Below are 16,085 nucleotides of genomic sequence, written 5' to 3'. Positions count from 1 at the left end.
GCGCGTGTGGCGGAATTGGCAGACGCACTAGACTTAGGATCTAGCGTCTTTGACGTGGGGGTTCAAGTCCCTCCACGCGCATCTTGTTTTTGCGGACGTGGCTCAGCGGTAGAGCATCGCCTTGCCAAGGCGAGGGTCGCGGGTTCGATTCCCGTCGTCCGCTCCATATTTGCGCCCTTAGCTCAGCTGGATAGAGCGTTTGACTACGAATCAAAAGGCCGGGAGTTCGAATCTCTCAGGGCGCGCCATATTTAAAAAAGTATAATATCGGGATGTAGCTCAGCTTGGTAGAGCACCTGGTTTGGGACCAGGGGGTCGCATGTTCAAATCGTGTCATCCCGATACTAATTTGCGGGTGTAGTTCAATGGTAGAACTTCAGCCTTCCAAGCTGATAGCGTGGGTTCGATTCCCATCACCCGCTTACCGATTACCTAGAAGCCGAAAGGCTTCTTTTTATTTTGTTCACATTACATTTACTTCTATGTATATAAGTTAATGCAGCTATATCTCCTGTCATGCACAGTTGGGGATGACTTGTGCATATTGTACATAGGCTCTTGTTACTTATGACATCTAGATCCCGAATTTCCCCTCTAGCGTACCCCCGATCTCCTGCAGTAAGGCTAATTTCGTGATCAAATCCTTTGAATATAGGAATCCTATAGCTATTATGGTACGAATTCATGGTGATAACTCTGCATCTGCTCTTGCGTTGTGCACATTCCCTTTTATTTATGTGGGTAAAAGCAAAGTCTTAAAGAGGAAATGCCCTAGAAACACTAAGGAAATGGCTAATTTGTGTATATCTTTGTGGATAGAAGGATAATGGGGTTGACTTTGTCAACAATTAATAAACATATACACAGCATGTTGCATGAATTTGGACCTTTAAAACCACACTCTTTATAAGAGACTGTGCATAATGTTTCACGCATCACTAGTGTATACATTCATTTCTATTATCGATTTCATCTTTTTGCATAAAAATCCAATATTTTACCAAAAAGAAGTATTTCAAAAACATGATTTTTTACTGTAAATTTTGCAGCTTTTCATGCGGTTTTATTGTATGATGTTAAGAAAGTGTCAAATTTCGTATGTATACGTACCTTTGCTACAACTGTATATGGTGTGGAACAGATCAGATGGGGGGAAAAGCATGACTGAGCTTACGTTAACCGCTAACAAAAACCAATCCAACAATCTGCTGCGGCGGGACGTTCGTTTTCTAGGGAATATTCTTGGTGAGGTTTTGGTTCATCAGGGTGGCAACGAACTTTTGGATATCGTGGAGAAAATACGTGAGACAAGTAAATCGTTACGTGCCGGGTATCAACCGGAGTTGTATGAGAATTTCAAACAAATGGTCAGCGGACTGGATACGGATATTCGTCACCAGGTTATTCGCGCGTTTGCGATTTATTTTCAGTTGGTGAATATCGCTGAGCAAAACCATCGTATTCGTCGTAAGCGGGATTATGAGCATTCCGCTGGTGAAGATGTTCAACCTGGTTCCATTGAAAGTTCCGTTCAGGAGCTTAAACAAGGGGGCTTCTCCGCCGAGGACGTTAGCAACTTGCTGAATGAGCTCTCTTTGGAGCTGGTCATGACCGCACATCCTACAGAAGCGACACGACGAGTAATACTTGATATCCACAAGCGCATTTCCGAGGACGTCATGCTGCTGGATAATCCGATGCTTACCTTACGTGAGCGGGAACAGGTACGGGAGAATCTGCTAAACGAAGTAATTACGCTTTGGCAGACAGATGAGTTGCGTGATCGCAAGCCAACTGTATTAGATGAAGTAAGAAATGGAATGTATTATTTTCACGAGACCTTGTTTCATGTACTGCCAGATGTGTACCAAGAATTGGAACGATGTTTGGACAAATATTATCCCGAACAAAAATGGCACATACCCACTTATCTGAGATTTGGTTCCTGGATCGGTGGAGACCGGGACGGCAATCCGTCTGTGACAGCTCATGTGACTTGGGAAACGTTACGTATGCAGCGCAAGTTGGCTTTGAGAGAATATCAGCACACGTTAAAGGAACTCATGGGTTACTTGAGTTTCAGCACCAGCATTGTGCGAGTTTCCGATGATCTACTGGCTTCTATTGAAGAAGACCGTACTCATATTACACTTAAAAAGATGGAAGTATGGCATAACGAAAAAGAGCCTTACCGCATTAAACTGGCATATATGATTGCTAAAGTGAACAACATCCTGGATGAAAGCAAACAGGGTACCCATGAGCGTTATAATTCTGCGGAAGAGCTCATTGCAGACCTAAATGTTATTGACAACAGCCTGCGTCATCATTTTGCCGATTATGTGGCAAACACATATATTCAAAAGATGATTCGCCAGGTAGAGTTGTTTGGATTCCATACAGCTACACTGGATGTGCGTCAGCATAGTCAAGAACATGAAAGTGCGATGACTGAAATTCTTTCTAAAATGAATATTGTGTCGGATTACAGTAAGCTGTCAGAAGAAGAAAAAATAAATCTGCTGGAAAAGCTGCTGAATGAACCTCGTCCGATTACTTCGCCATATTTAAGATATAGCGATAGCACACAGGAATGTCTTGACGTATATCGTACGATTTATTTAGCTCAGGAGGAATTCGGCAAGCAGTCCATTACAAGCTACTTGATCAGTATGGCTGAGGGAGCGAGTGACGTACTGGAGGTTATGGTCTTATCCAAAGAGGTGGGCCTGTTCCGCATCGAGAAGGATGGCACTGTTATCTGTACGCTGCAATCCGTTCCTTTGTTCGAAACAATAGATGATCTACACGCTGCACCTGATATTATGAGAAGATTGATGAACTTGCCTGTATATCGACAATCTGTGGCTGCGATGGACCACCTTCAGGAGATTATGCTGGGATACTCGGACAGTAATAAAGATGGCGGTGTAGTTACAGCGAACTGGGAACTTCGGGTCGCTATGAATAGAATTACCGAAGTAGTTAATGAGTTTGGCGTAAAAGTGAAGTTTTTCCACGGACGTGGAGGTGCGCTCGGACGTGGAGGAATGCCACTTAATCGCAGTATTTTGGCTCAACCTCCTCATACGATTGGAGGCGGAATAAAAATCACGGAGCAAGGCGAAGTACTATCGTCCCGATACTCGCTTAGAGGCATTGCGTACCGGAGCTTGGAGCAGGCAACATCGGCGCTGATTACAGCTGTGGCATATCATCGTTCCGGGAAGAAGGAAGTGTTTGAGGATAGCTGGGAGGAGATTATCGCCCGCATTTCCCAAGTATCACTGGATAAGTATCAGGATTTGATTTTCCGGGATCCGGATTTCTTCAACTTCTTCAAAGAATCTACACCGTTGCCCGAGGTGGGGGAACTGAATATCGGATCTCGTCCCTCCAAGCGTAAGAACAGCGAACGTTTTGAGGACTTGCGCGCCATTCCGTGGGTTTTCGCATGGACACAAAGCCGTTACTTGTTACCTGCATGGTATGCGGCTGGAACAGGCTTGCAAAGCTTCTATCAAAACAATGAGGATAATCTTAAAGTGTTGCAAACGATGTTTAGGGACTCTGCTTTCTTCCGGTCACTTATTGATACACTGAAAATGGCAATCGCTAAAGCGGATTTACTGATTGCAGAAGAGTACGCTGGGATGTCGGATAAAGAAGAGGCCCGGCAACGTATTTTCGGGCAGATTTCAGCGGAGTTCAAGCTGACATCTGAGTTGATTTTGAAAATAACCGGACAATCCGAGATTTTGGACGACGTGCCGGTTATTCAGGAATCTATCCGGTTGCGTAATCCTTATGTCGATCCGTTAAGTTACTTGCAGGTTCAATTGCTAAGTGAGCTACGGGAGCTGAGGGATCAGAACGGTGATGACACTGAAATGCTGCGTGAGGTATTGTTGACAATTAACGGAATTGCAGCAGGCTTAAGAAATACGGGCTGATATAGTACGGTTGTACGAAAACAGGCAATCGGGTACTCATGGGGTGCCCGATTGTGCTGTTTGTATATTGATGGTAGGCGTGCTTGCAGTTAGTAACAAGGCTACAGTTGATTTCTGGATAAAATTAAACTACGATGAATAATCATAAACATGTAATAAGTAACCCATCAGCAAGTCTGGGGGAGTATAGAGTGGATAATATGGAAAGCCGCTTGGTAAGGCTGGTACAGAAAGGCGATCAGCGAGCTTTTGCGGAGTTAGTCGAGTTATATAAAGATCGGATTTTTCATCTTTCCTACCGGATGCTAGGTAATCGCCATGAGGCGGAGGATCTGGTGCAGGAAACTTTTTTGCGTGTGTATCGTAATTTGGAAAAATATGATCATGGGCAGAAGTTCTCAACCTGGATTTATCGAATTGCTACAAATCTGTGCATTGATCGTCTGCGAAGGAGAAAACCTACATACTCACTTGATGCTGAAATGAATGATCAGGAAGGTGTCGATGGGTACGCCATGCTCGCCAGTGAAGAGCTTACCCCTGAGGGGAGTACGCTTCTGTCCGAAACGCAGGCTTTGATTCATGACGCCATTGACAGCCTTCCAGATAAATACAGAACGATTATGGTTTTACGGTACTTGCAGGAGCTTTCCTTACAGGAAATCAGCGATGTGCTCAATCTCCCAGTTACCACTATTAAGACAAGAGTACACAGGGGGCGGGATTTTCTGCGCAAAAAACTGGAGCACAAGCTATAGATCATACGCATAGATTCTAGGAAAAGAGTCTGCATAGATGTTTTATGAAACATAATGCTCGTTGTAACGTATGTAAGATGAGCAAAGTTTCTAAGCCGGAGCATGTTATGTTGAGAAACACGGAAGAATATTAGAAAGGATTGGCTCATATGGATTGCAAACAAGCCGTCTCTTTTATGCATGACTATCTAGATGGCGACCTGTCTGAGCAGGACAAACATGAGTTGGAACAACACTTGTTAGACTGCCCGGAATGCCGCATGCGTTTTAAAGAGCTGGAGCGGACGGATGCGATGCTTTACGGTACACGCTATCATCAAGTGCCGTGTGTATCGGATGAGCTGACATTTCGCATTATGAATGCTTTGCCGCCGCATAAAAGACAGCCTGCGGTGCCTATGCTAACTTGGGTGAAGAGGCATCCCGCTGTAACAGCTGCCGCCTTCTTCCTTATTGTGATATGCTCAAGTATGGTCAGCTTTTCTAGCACGGACCATCAATTGGTAGTCAAAGGAAGCAATCTAGATCAAGTTGTTATTCAGGGCGATACTGTAATTGTACCTGAAGGGAAATCCATTGCCGGAGATTTAACAGTACAAAATGGTGAGGCCCGTGTATACGGTGATGTGGAAGGAAATCTTACTGTGATTGACGGCTCTTACTATCAAGCTTCAACCGCCCATATTGCAGGACAGGTTAAAAGTATCGATCAAACCTTGGATTGGATTTGGTACAAGGTTACTGATTTATTCGGGGGACCCTCTTCTCCATAAAAGAAGCTTGAAATGGCAAGGACAATATCGAGCGCCTCTTTCCGCTGGAAAAGGCGTTTTTTTGTATATGAAGCTGGCGAATTGTACTGTATTTTACTGATTTTAGCGGTTCTTTTGTCACACAGCTTGCAACGTGAGCCTGATCGTTATAACCTAGATAGAGAGAGCATACTGTGTACATATTACACCCACTCACTACAGAAAATTGCGGGGGCATGCGCATGTTGGATTATTTTGCGGACCTGACTTGGAAAGAGTCCATTAAAGATATTATCGACATTTTGATCGTAACCTATATTATGTATCAGCTTATTTTACTTGTTCGCGGAACGCGTGCAGTTCAATTGTTGAAAGGGATTCTGTTTCTAGTTGTCATTTGGGCGGTCAGCACCTGGTTTGATTTGTATACGCTCAAGTGGTTGATGAACCAGATGTTCACCTTTGGTGTGGTGGCTATCTTTATTATTTTTCAGCCTGAGTTGCGTCGTGCACTGGAGCAGTTGGGGCGTGGAAAATTATTTGGGCGTTCGTCTGCGGATGATGAAGAGATTAACAAGCTAATCGGAGAAATGATTAAGGCGCTGAATTATCTATCACGTAGGAAAATAGGAGCTTTGGTTGTATTTGAGCGCGAGACAGGGCTAAACGAATATACGGAGTCTGGTATCAAGACACAGGCCGTAGTCAGTTCTGAACTGCTAATTAACATCTTCATTCCTAATACGCCTTTGCATGATGGTGCGGTGATTATTCAAAATAAACAGATTGCTTCTGCGGCCTGTTATTTGCCATTATCGGAAAATCCGTTCATCAGCAAGGAGTTGGGAACCCGTCACCGGGCTGCGATTGGGGTGAGTGAGGTAACGGATGCCGTAACTGTCGTGGTATCGGAGGAAACAGGGCAAATTTCTTTGGCCATTAATGGACAGGTCGTGCGCGACATTAAGGAAGAATCCCTAATCTCCAAGCTGTATGAGGAGTTGCGGCCAACACCGTCCTTGAAAGAAAAACGCGGCTCATTCTGGAATCGGAGGGGAGGCCGTGGAAATTCATGATGGACAAATGGATTAACAATAATACGATTTCCAAGATATTGGCGCTTGCGGTTGCTGTCCTGCTGTGGGGAATGGTCCATCTAGATACAGGTACACCTTCATCTACGCTGACCGTTTCTTATAATAATAAAGTGATTGATAATGTGGGCATTCAGGCTAGTGGTCTGGATGATTCAAAATATGTATTGTCTACCATGGATACTGACCATGTTAAGATGGAGGTTAGAGGACAGCGCTCTGTGCTGACTTCTTTTTTCGCGGATAATTATCAGGCAAAGCTAAACTTAAACGGCTTAGGAGCAGGTACTAAAACATTGTCACTCGAACCGGACTTGCCGGATGGAGTGGAGTTGGTGTCTATGACTCCTAACCGTGTTACAGTGACGATTGAGGAAAAACAAACGAAATCATTTAATGTATCTATAGTTCCTAAAGGAAACCCAGATGGGGGACTGCAGCTTGGCAAGCCTGTAATTGCTCCTCAAACCGTGAAGGTTACCTTGCCTAAAAGCCAGTTGAGTACCGTTACTGCCGTTCAAGGGGCTGTTAATACGGATGGTATCTCAGAAAAGTTTGAACAGAAGCGTGTAAAACTGAAGGCTTATAACAAAAAGGGACAGGAACTTACAGGAGCGGTCATTGAGCCATCCACTGTGTCCGTTGAAATTCCGGTAACTCAGCAGGCGAAATCTGTGCCTGTTAAGATTGTCTATGCTGGAGAGTTGCCAGACGGATTGGCGCTTTCTAAAGTCAATGCAAACGTGAAGGAAGCGGCGGTGTATGCATCGCAGGATGTATTGAGCAGCCTCAGTTCTTACGTCACAGCTACATTGGATTTAAGTCAATTCACGGAAGCGGGGACTCGTACAGTTCAAGCTAATTTGGCAGCCCCCTCAGGTTCTGATAAAATCGAGCCAGGGTCAATACAAATTCAGGTGACCGTCGTCCCTTCCAATGAAGTCACAGATACGGAAAGGACGCTGTCAGGCATCCCAATCGTTTTACAAGGTGCAGGAGATAAAGCGACTACGACTGTTACAGCACCCGTAGGTAAGACGATGGATGTTACTGTGAAGGGCCCGCAGGATATGGTAAATAATTTAACCAATGATGATATTAGTTTGGTGGCAGATGTAAGTGGCCTCGCGGCTGGTCAACACGAGGTTACTCTGAAAGTAGGCTTGCCTAAATATATTACGCAAGCCGGAAATGCTGACCAACTAAAGGCAACGGTCAACATTGAGAGTCCTTCTACGCCTGCTGTAATGAATCCGAATAGTGAGAATGAATCAAACCCCTCTGGTAGTGGCGAAAAGGGGCAGGAGAGGCCACAGGAGGGGCAAGGCAGTCAAGGTGGGGACTCTGACGCTAAGACCGGGGACAACGCAGCTGCGGAGGATAAAACAAATCCTCATAACGGCGCAGATTCTTCTGCGAATGGAACCTCGGAGAACAGTCAGCCATAACATGTTTTATCTGTAGTAAATAATCAAAATAATCAAGATTTATTAGACAAAAAAAGGGAGTCATTTTACATGGGGAAATATTTTGGTACAGATGGTGTACGAGGCGTTGCTAATCAGGAACTTACAGCCGAACTGGCATATAGCATTGGCCGCTGCGGCGGATATGTTTTAGCAGGTAATGTAGAGAAACCGACAGTTGTTATTGGTATGGATACACGGATATCCGGACTGATGCTGGAATCGGCTCTTGTAGCCGGTTTGCTGTCCATTGGGGCTAATGTGGTTCGTCTAGGTATTGTTTCGACACCTGGGGTGGCATATCTCACACGTCAATTGAAAGCTGACGCTGGGGTAATGATCTCAGCATCACACAATCCAGTTGAAGACAACGGCATTAAGTTTTTTGGCGGTGACGGTTTTAAATTGACAGACGAAACGGAATTGAAAATTGAAGAGCTCATGGATGCAAAAGAAGACCAACTGCCTCGTCCGATTGGCGGTGGATTGGGAACGGTTGTTGTAGACGAGCATTCTCGCTACGATTATCTGGAGTTCTTGAAAACAACAATTAGCCATTCTTTTGAAGGGTTAAAAATTGTACTGGATTGTGCTAACGGAGCAGCTTATGAGCTGGCACCGAAGCTTTTTGCAGAACTGGGAGCTGAGGTACACACCATTGGTGCCGAGCCGAACGGTTTGAACATCAATGATCATTGCGGCTCGACTCATCCTGAAAAGCTGAAAGAGGAAGTACGCCGCTTGAAAGCAGATATTGGTTTGGCCTTTGACGGCGATGCCGACCGTCTAATCGCGATTGATGAGAACGGGGAAGAGGTAGACGGCGACTATATTCTCTGCATTTGCGGAGATGCAATGAACCGTGCGGGAAAACTCAAGGACAGCACCATTGTATCGACAGTGATGAGTAATATCGGTTTTTATAAAGCTACTGAAAAGCTGGCACTCAAGACTGCAAAAACTGCGGTCGGGGACCGTTATGTGATGGAAGAAATGCGACGGGGTGGATTTAACCTAGGCGGTGAGCAGTCTGGTCATGTTATTTTCCTGGATCACAATACGACAGGCGATGGCATGCTGACTGGGATTCAGCTGGTAGATACCTTGAAAGCATCCGGCAAGAAAATGAGTGAGCTAAAATCGCTCATGAAACAGTATCCGCAAGTGCTCGTAAATGTGCGTGTGCAGGACAAACGCAATTACGAAGGGAATCCTGCCATTGCAGAAGCAATTGAGCAGGTGGAACAACAATTGGGCGATAATGGGCGTGTATTGGTCCGTGCTTCAGGCACAGAATCACTTATTCGTGTGATGGCCGAAGGCCCGGATAAGGACGAACTGGAGCAATTTGTCGGTCAGATCGTAGATGTCGTGAAGAAAGAATTAGTTTAAAATTTTGTAAACGTCGGTTGCCTGTGAAAAAGAAGCAGGCAACGGCGTTTGCGGTTATTTACTAACGATTTATGGCCTTCATAGTGTAATTATGAATAAAGTGTCATTGCCAAATGATACTTAGCTGAATATAATATAGGGATGCTGTGACTCAGATAGAGAAAGCGAGGGTTGTAAGGTAACGTAATACAAGCGCCAGAGCTTGATTTTGTGCGGGGGGAACTTGGTGGAGAAGCAACGGATTCAGTTGAGATAAAGTTGCTCGCAAATCGGTTCACGACAAAACAAGCTGACGAGGTGAAGGTGTTCGAAACATTCGGCGGGGACCTTCCGGTGAAGCATCAAGCCGTAAACCGGCAGCGGAAAATGAGCAGGCAACTGTTTACACAACGCACCGGTAGATGCTTTTATTATTTTATAACCTAAATTATAAGATTCATTTCATGAATGTGCGGCCATCATCATTGGCGTGCGCGGTTTGGGAATTTCGTTACATTCGTGAAGAGATGCCTGTAAATTCTATAGTTATCATTGACAACTTCATAGATGAATGAACTTTATTCCACAATCTACCGCACACGTTAGTCCTGTGATGAGTCGTCTTGTGAAATGATGATCGGGAGGATAACGAATATGTGTGGCATTGTAGGATATATTGGTAATCAGAATACGCAAGAGGTATTGATTGACGGATTGAAAAAGCTGGAGTATCGCGGTTATGACTCTGCGGGGATTGCCGTGTTTACAGATTCAGGATTGCAAGTAGCCAAGGCTAAAGGTCGTCTGGCGAATCTGGAAGCTAAACTGGATGGTACGCCGTTGGTAGGCCATGCAGGTATCGGACATACACGTTGGGCAACGCACGGTAAGCCTTCTGATGAAAACTCCCATCCACATTTGGATGAGAGCCAAAAGTTCTCCGTAGTTCACAACGGAATTATTGAGAACTATCTGGAGCTGAAGGAGCAGCTGATCAGCGAAGGTCATACCTTTATTTCCGAAACGGACACGGAAATTATTTCCCATCTGGTTGCGCGTGAATATAAAGGGGATATCGTTAAAGCAGTACAAAAAGCAATTACCTTTATGCGCGGTGCTTTTGCACTGGGTGTGCTGACAGAGCACGAGCCTAATAAGCTGGTTGCTGTTCGTCAAGCTAGCCCGCTGGTTATTGGTGTGGGAGAAGGCGAGAACTTTATCGGTTCCGACATTCCGGCTATTCTGAAATATACACGCAATGTATTTATTTTGAACGATGGCGAAATGGCAGTTTTGACCAGTGATGCTGTCGAATTAATGACAATCGAAGGCCAATTTATTTCTCGGGAAATGATTCATGTCGAATGGGATGCTGTAACAGCGGAAAAAGGCGGCTATGAGCATTTCATGTTGAAAGAAATTCACGAGCAGCCTAAGGCTTATCGTGACACAATGTTGGGCCGTATCGATAAAGATACTAAAAAAGTTGTTCTTCCTGAGCTGAAGCTGACAGAAGAACAAATTAAAAATATCCGTAACATTCAAATTGTTGCATGTGGTACAGCTTACAATGCTGGTTTGATTGGTCGTACAGTTATTGAAAGTCTGGCTCGTATACCGGTAGAAAATGATGTGGCTTCCGAATATCGTTATCGTTCACCTATCGTAACACCAGAGACATTGGTGATCGTGGTGAGCCAATCCGGTGAAACTGCTGACACGTTGGCAGCCCTGCGTGAAGCACAAGCAAATGGCGCTCATGTACTGGCGATTACAAACGTAGTCGGTAGCTCCATTGCCCGTGATGCAGATGATGTGTTGGTTACACTGGCAGGACCGGAAATTGCCGTAGCCTCCACTAAAGCATATTCTTCACAGTTGATTGCGTTCTATCTGTTTGGTTTGTATCTCGCTCAAGTGCGTGGCACACAAACGGATGAGCAAGTAGCTCATGTGCTGGCTGCTATGGAATCCCTGCCAGAGCAAGTGGAAGAGATGCTGGGTAAAGCAGATGCGATCAAAGCCTATGCTGAGCAAATTGCAAGCCACAAGCACCTGTTCTTTATTGGTCGCGGTCAGGACTATGCTGTAGTACAGGAAGGCTCCCTGAAGCTCAAGGAAATTTCCTACATTCATTCCGAGGCTTATGCTGCGGGTGAATTGAAGCATGGTACACTGGCATTGATTGAAGACGGCATTCCGGTTATCGCTTTGGTAACACAGGAATCCGTGTTGGAGAAAACCGTGAGCAACATTAAGGAAGTCAAGGCTCGTGGTGCAGATGTTCTTGCGATTACGTACGAAGAGCACGCAGTTGAGTTGCTGAAGTCCGTGGATCAGGTATTTGCTATTCCGAAGACACTTCCAATTCTGTCTGCTGCAATTTCAGTTGTATCTCTCCAATTATTGGCTTACTACGCTTCTCTTGCCCTGGGTCATGATGTTGATAAACCACGTAACCTGGCGAAAAGTGTTACTGTAGAATAAGCTTTAAGTTGCTTTTATGACTTTTGTCTGGTGATAAAAAAGTGTGGAACCAGTAAAAAAGTCTGGAACTAGTCATTTTACAAACATCAAGAAAGATCCCGATAATATATCGGGATCTTTTTAGCTTAGGAGGGTAATTATGTCTACAATAGGCAACGAATTTGAACTATTAGAAAAACAAACAACTTGAATCAAATAAAGTTTGCAAATATAATTGGAATTTCTCAAGGAACGTTGAGTGAGCTGGAGTAAGATAAATACATACCCTCTCTTGATATAATTATAGCAATTAAAGAAAACTTCACTTCTCATATAGAGTGGTTAATCTTTGAAGATACGCCTGTATCAAAGAACACTATTTTTAATTTAGCCATTGAAGCTCAGGAATTAGAACTTATTTCTTTGTTTCGAGAACTTACTAAAGAAGATAGAGATGAAATTATTGATTTTATAAAACTGAAGATTGTTCGGTACTAATCTTTCGCGGGAGTTCCTTAATAATATGTCTTAGAATTACTCATTTTAATTTTGGTACATAAAAGTCACGAATTATCCGTATACCGATTATTCATGGCATTTATGCATAAAAAAATTAAAAATGTGAGAAATGGTTTGAAAGAGCTTTGAAAGAAGGCGGTTGGAACCTCAGCATTAGATCCCCAACTGATCTAAAATCAATTTACATAAGAAATGGATTTGAAGATTATGAAGAATGTAGATTGGTGGTAAAAGAATCATTGCAAGGTCTTAACATAGAGATCTATTTACAGAGTGTGCAACTAATGAAACTTGCAAAAGAAATATTGAAAGACTATCCCTAAAAGTAAAACTTCAGCTAACACATAGTTAATTAAATTGTAAAAGAAGGTGTGAGGCGCTACTTCTTTAAGTGAACTAATGGGTACTAAAATTTTCTATTTACTATATCTTTTCTTTAAAGGAGAGACAAAATGCTCCATTAAAAAGGTAATATTTTTACCGATTAGATTCAAATCTTCTTGTTCTAATACCTGCCCATTTAATTCAATTCGAAAACCAGAATTTAGAAATGATAAAAGATCAAAGGATTTTTTGATTTTCTCGTTATTAAGGTCCGAATGAATTGTATCATTGAGTCCACACAGTAGGGGAACGTCATTTGATTAGCAATACAAAGTGAATAATCGGTTGTAACATCAAAAACCTCTGCTAAAGATATTAAATGATTAATTTCAGGTCGTGCTACATTTCGCTCCCAATTAGAAACAACGTGTTTGGTTACCCCGATTTTATTAGCAAGTTCCTCTTGTGTCCATTTATGGAGTAGTCTTAAATTTCTACATGGCTGTCCCAAATAATTCATGAGTTCACCTCTATTGAGAATATCAAATAGGTTTTAACCCGACCCATCTGCTTACTAATTATACCTACTTATAGCCCATATTATAGCTTTTCATACCCTACTGTACTCTACGAGTAGCTATGAATAGGATACAAAGTAAAATATAGCTAAAAAATATCGCTTTGCTATTGTATAAAGCTGTGAGTTGTTATATTCTACATTTGTATTTTGAAGTAAACTAAAATATATCTTAGGAGTAGAAAAAGATAACTGAACTTTCCTCTGATTTAGTAGTTCTAAAAAGAAGGTGAATAATGAACAAAATTCGATCAAGTAAATCTATAGCATCTATTCAACGGAAAATCAAAGAAGGAAGAGGTCAAGGCCACTTTTCGGAATATAAACCTTGGTTGGAAAAGTGGTCGACTTCACCATTATCTGTCTGAACACTTTGAATTGGCACATCATTACCAAATGGAGTGGTCAGAGCAAGAGATTGATATTCGCGAACAATTTCCTTTATTACCCCTAGATAAAACCCTCTATATTGCACAAAAGTTAGGCATTAAACATCCAACTGACCCCAAGAATAAGCTTCCCATCATTATGACTACAGATATGTTGCTTACAGTAAAACAAGAAGAAAGTATAAAATTTATTGCACATTCCGCAAACCGTAGAGCGCCAATATATCCCCAAGAAGGATGCGGATCGGGCATACGAGATCATTCGAACGATATTGGACCGTCTGGAGTTAACGTTACACCCGACCTAAAACGCGAGTATCCAACGGATTTTCCAGCAGAGTATCCAGCTGACATCCAGTCACGTTTCCAGCCAGGCTTCCAGAAATTCGTCAGGTAATCATGTTAAGTTATCGCAAAGCGCAAGGATTCGGAGCACCGACAGAGAATGTCTACAGGGAAGATCTCCCAAATCGGCCGGCACCCCGCCTGAATGTCGACACGCGTCGAATTCCTCGATTGATGGCAAACCATTCCCAGCGTTTCTTCTCCATTCGCTCTTTTTAGGCAAAATATTAACACCATGTTGACCAAATTTAACTGAAGTTTTACTATACATTATTGGAAATTTTGATATAATTCTACCTAGGTCATCTTTCCAATTATGATAGAAAATAGAATTGGATGGTTTTTATACCTATCCAAGCTGTGTGCGAGAGACCAGTCCACTGGCTACCCAGCAAGCCGGCATGCGGAGACCGACAATTGTGGAAAATGACAGCCGAGAATATGTTGATCCATGACGTCAGAAGGTGGGGAGCTGTTATATTCTGAGGACGGAAGAGCATATATTGATTTTTTTGCACGTGCCGGGGCACTGAATTACGGTCATAACAACGATTATATCAAGGACCAGGTTCTCGATTACTTGACCTCCGACCGGATTATGCACGGTCTGGATATGTATACAATGGCCAAGCGCGAATTCTTCAAGAGCTTCTCGGAGCGGATCCTGGAGCCGAAGAAGCTGGATTACAAGCTTCAAGTCTGCGGTCCGACGGGGACGAACGCGGTGGAAGCGGCCCTTAAGCTCGCACGCAAGGCGAAGAAGAGAACCGGGATATTCGCATTCATGGGCGGCTTCCACGGCATGTCGATCGGCAGCCTGTCGGCGACAAGCTCCAAGTCTATGAGGGAAGGGGCGGGGCTTCCTCTGGGCGGAGTTACGTTCATGCCGCACCCGAGCGGGGCTTTCGCAGAAATGGATACGCTCGGCTATATCGAGAATATCCTGACTGATTCGCACTCTGGAATCGACAAGCCGGCCGCGAAGGCCGCTCTCGAGTTCCGGGACAGAGCCGCCCTGGAAGCCGAGGTGAAGCAGAAGGAAGAGTTTGTGCGCTCGTTCTTTGACAAAGAAATCAAGCCTCTGCATCCGTCCATCGCCATCCGCGGACTCGGCCTGATCTGGGGCATTGACGTCTCGGGCTTCACGGATGAAGCCGGGGCGAAGCGGATGACGGAGATCAGCTTCGAGAACGGGCTAATCATTGAAAGAGCCGGCAGAGGAGACCGCGTACTAAAGATCATGCCTCCGCTGACCGTCTCGATGGAGCATCTGGCCACCGGCTGCGACATTATCAAGTCCAGTATGCAGCAGGTGATCTCTCAGGAGACCCAGGATTTGCTGGTAACGACCTAAGCTTGGCCAAGCCGGTGGCCGCCCCGGCAAGAGGCACGGAAGTGCCTTCCGGGGGCCGTGCGGCCCTGATGTTAAGATAACGTTTTCACCCCATTGGAAGATTTTCTCTCCATACTGCCTGCGGTACCGTCAGACAGCATGGAATTCACCGCCAATCCAAGGGCTGTCCCGTTCATGCCATACGGAGCATTCTTTGAGCCTCATGCAGCACCATCGTCACATCTAATCGTCAGGAAAAGCTCACTACCCCGCAGCCGGATCTTTACTTATCCACACCAGGTGGGGGAATATACAAATCGTACATAGAGTGTATCAATATCCCTTAAACATAGGCTTCGACAAAGGCAGCTCCGGTGCCGAATCCGGAGGTACGGCCGACTTCCTGCTGGCCGGCCGGAATCCTACAGTAAGCCTTACATCGATGGGAGGAACATCCCTTGTTCACCCCCAAATCCAATTCCGAACCCAATGTTAAACCAAAGCCCGTCTTCGGGCAGCTCGTCCGCAGCAAGCATATTGAAGCAGAGGAGCCGGAAGCAGCCGCATCTCTTGCGTAGAACGATGCTCTTTGTTGTCTTTCACGCATGGGAGCCGAGCGGGACAGCTGCTAGGCAGAGGATTGCCGCATGCGATCAACCGGGCAAGCGAAGCGGTGACCTGGCGAAAGCCATTGACATTGTTGTCACATGTTTGAAAAGGCGGGGAGCGTTGCTGCGG

General features: G+C 44.5%; 10 protein-coding genes, 5 tRNA genes and 1 pseudogene. 15 read left to right on the top strand and 1 reads right to left on the bottom strand.

All coding sequences use genetic code 11. The features are described 5' to 3' along the window. The 12 genes from AOU00_RS09270 (at position 1) to glmS (ending at position 11,881) form a co-directional block, all read left to right on the top strand. A tRNA-Leu gene (locus AOU00_RS09270) sits at positions 1-81 on the top strand. A 10-nt stretch (positions 82-91) separates the two neighbouring features. After that, a tRNA-Gly gene (locus tag AOU00_RS09265) sits at positions 92-166 on the top strand. 5 nt (positions 167-171) lie between these two features. Further along, positions 172-248: transfer RNA gene (locus AOU00_RS09260), tRNA-Arg, on the top strand. Between the two features lie 20 nt (positions 249-268). Beyond that, positions 269-342 (top strand) — tRNA-Pro (locus tag AOU00_RS09255). A gap of 9 nt (positions 343-351) precedes the next feature. Then, positions 352-422, top strand: a tRNA-Gly gene (locus tag AOU00_RS09250). A gap of 738 nt (positions 423-1,160) precedes the next feature. After that, the gene (ppc, locus tag AOU00_RS09245; protein ID WP_061832059.1) at positions 1,161-3,953 is read left to right on the top strand and encodes a phosphoenolpyruvate carboxylase; all 2,793 of its coding nucleotides are present in this window, start codon (positions 1,161-1,163) and stop codon (positions 3,951-3,953) included. 191 nt (positions 3,954-4,144) lie between these two features. After that, positions 4,145-4,711: an RNA polymerase sigma factor SigW gene (gene sigW / locus AOU00_RS09240; RefSeq protein ID WP_016818747.1), complete on the top strand. Its 567-nt coding sequence runs from the start codon at positions 4,145-4,147 to the stop codon at positions 4,709-4,711. A gap of 149 nt (positions 4,712-4,860) precedes the next feature. Beyond that, positions 4,861-5,484, top strand: coding sequence for a zf-HC2 domain-containing protein (locus tag AOU00_RS09235; RefSeq protein WP_039275208.1), 624 nt, complete (start codon positions 4,861-4,863; stop codon positions 5,482-5,484). 221 nt (positions 5,485-5,705) lie between these two features. Beyond that, the gene (gene cdaA / locus AOU00_RS09230) at positions 5,706-6,539 is read left to right on the top strand and encodes a diadenylate cyclase CdaA (RefSeq protein ID WP_013312127.1); all 834 of its coding nucleotides are present in this window, start codon (positions 5,706-5,708) and stop codon (positions 6,537-6,539) included. Next, positions 6,536-8,005: a CdaR family protein gene (locus tag AOU00_RS09225; RefSeq protein WP_061832058.1), complete on the top strand. Its 1,470-nt coding sequence runs from the start codon at positions 6,536-6,538 to the stop codon at positions 8,003-8,005. Before cdaA ends, AOU00_RS09225 begins: the two co-directional genes overlap by 4 nt. 69 nt (positions 8,006-8,074) lie before the next feature. Then, on the top strand, positions 8,075-9,415 hold the full coding sequence (gene glmM, locus AOU00_RS09220; protein ID WP_013312125.1) for a phosphoglucosamine mutase: 1,341 nt from the start codon (positions 8,075-8,077) through the stop codon (positions 9,413-9,415). Between the two features lie 633 nt (positions 9,416-10,048). Beyond that, on the top strand, positions 10,049-11,881 hold the full coding sequence (glmS, locus tag AOU00_RS09210; RefSeq protein ID WP_061832056.1) for a glutamine--fructose-6-phosphate transaminase (isomerizing): 1,833 nt from the start codon (positions 10,049-10,051) through the stop codon (positions 11,879-11,881). Between the two features lie 1,042 nt (positions 11,882-12,923). On the opposite strand, the gene AOU00_RS25750 is transcribed toward glmS, so the two are convergent. After that, positions 12,924-13,223 (bottom strand): helix-turn-helix domain-containing protein, encoded by a 300-nt coding sequence (locus tag AOU00_RS25750; protein WP_081112527.1) that lies wholly within the window; start codon positions 13,221-13,223, stop codon positions 12,924-12,926. 453 nt (positions 13,224-13,676) lie between these two features. On the opposite strand from AOU00_RS25750, the gene AOU00_RS27010 reads away from it, so the two are divergent. From AOU00_RS27010 to AOU00_RS27450, 3 genes and pseudogenes are all read left to right on the top strand, one after another. Next, entirely contained in the window at positions 13,677-14,066 is a 390-nt protein-coding gene (locus tag AOU00_RS27010) for a PDDEXK family nuclease (protein WP_231109526.1), read from the top strand. A gap of 414 nt (positions 14,067-14,480) precedes the next feature. Then, positions 14,481-15,368 (top strand): annotated as a pseudogene (locus tag AOU00_RS09200) (aminotransferase class III-fold pyridoxal phosphate-dependent enzyme); the annotation flags it as partial. A gap of 568 nt (positions 15,369-15,936) precedes the next feature. Beyond that, the gene (locus AOU00_RS27450) at positions 15,937-16,062 is read left to right on the top strand and encodes a hypothetical protein (protein WP_257785372.1); all 126 of its coding nucleotides are present in this window, start codon (positions 15,937-15,939) and stop codon (positions 16,060-16,062) included. Positions 16,063-16,085 lie beyond the last annotated feature (23 nt).

The sequence above is a fragment of the Paenibacillus polymyxa genome, assembly GCF_001719045.1.
Taxonomy (GTDB): Bacteria; Bacillota; Bacilli; order Paenibacillales; family Paenibacillaceae; genus Paenibacillus; species Paenibacillus polymyxa_B.
This window is presented reverse-complemented; position numbering and strand designations above follow the sequence as displayed.

Bases quoted from the DNA above. Each gene is read 5' to 3' on its own strand.
- glmM (WP_013312125.1), top strand. From the start codon at position 8,075: ATGGGGAAATATTTTGGTACAGATGGTGTACGAGGCGTTGCTAATCAG.
- AOU00_RS27010 (WP_231109526.1), top strand. From the start codon at position 13,677: ATGGAGTGGTCAGAGCAAGAGATTGATATTCGCGAACAATTTCCTTTA.
- AOU00_RS09225 (WP_061832058.1), top strand. From the start codon at position 6,536: ATGATGGACAAATGGATTAACAATAATACGATTTCCAAGATATTGGCG.
- ppc (WP_061832059.1), top strand. From the start codon at position 1,161: ATGACTGAGCTTACGTTAACCGCTAACAAAAACCAATCCAACAATCTG.
- AOU00_RS25750 (WP_081112527.1), bottom strand. From the start codon at position 13,223: ATGAATTATTTGGGACAGCCATGTAGAAATTTAAGACTACTCCATAAA.
- glmS (WP_061832056.1), top strand. From the start codon at position 10,049: ATGTGTGGCATTGTAGGATATATTGGTAATCAGAATACGCAAGAGGTA.
- cdaA (WP_013312127.1), top strand. From the start codon at position 5,706: ATGTTGGATTATTTTGCGGACCTGACTTGGAAAGAGTCCATTAAAGAT.
- AOU00_RS09235 (WP_039275208.1), top strand. From the start codon at position 4,861: ATGGATTGCAAACAAGCCGTCTCTTTTATGCATGACTATCTAGATGGC.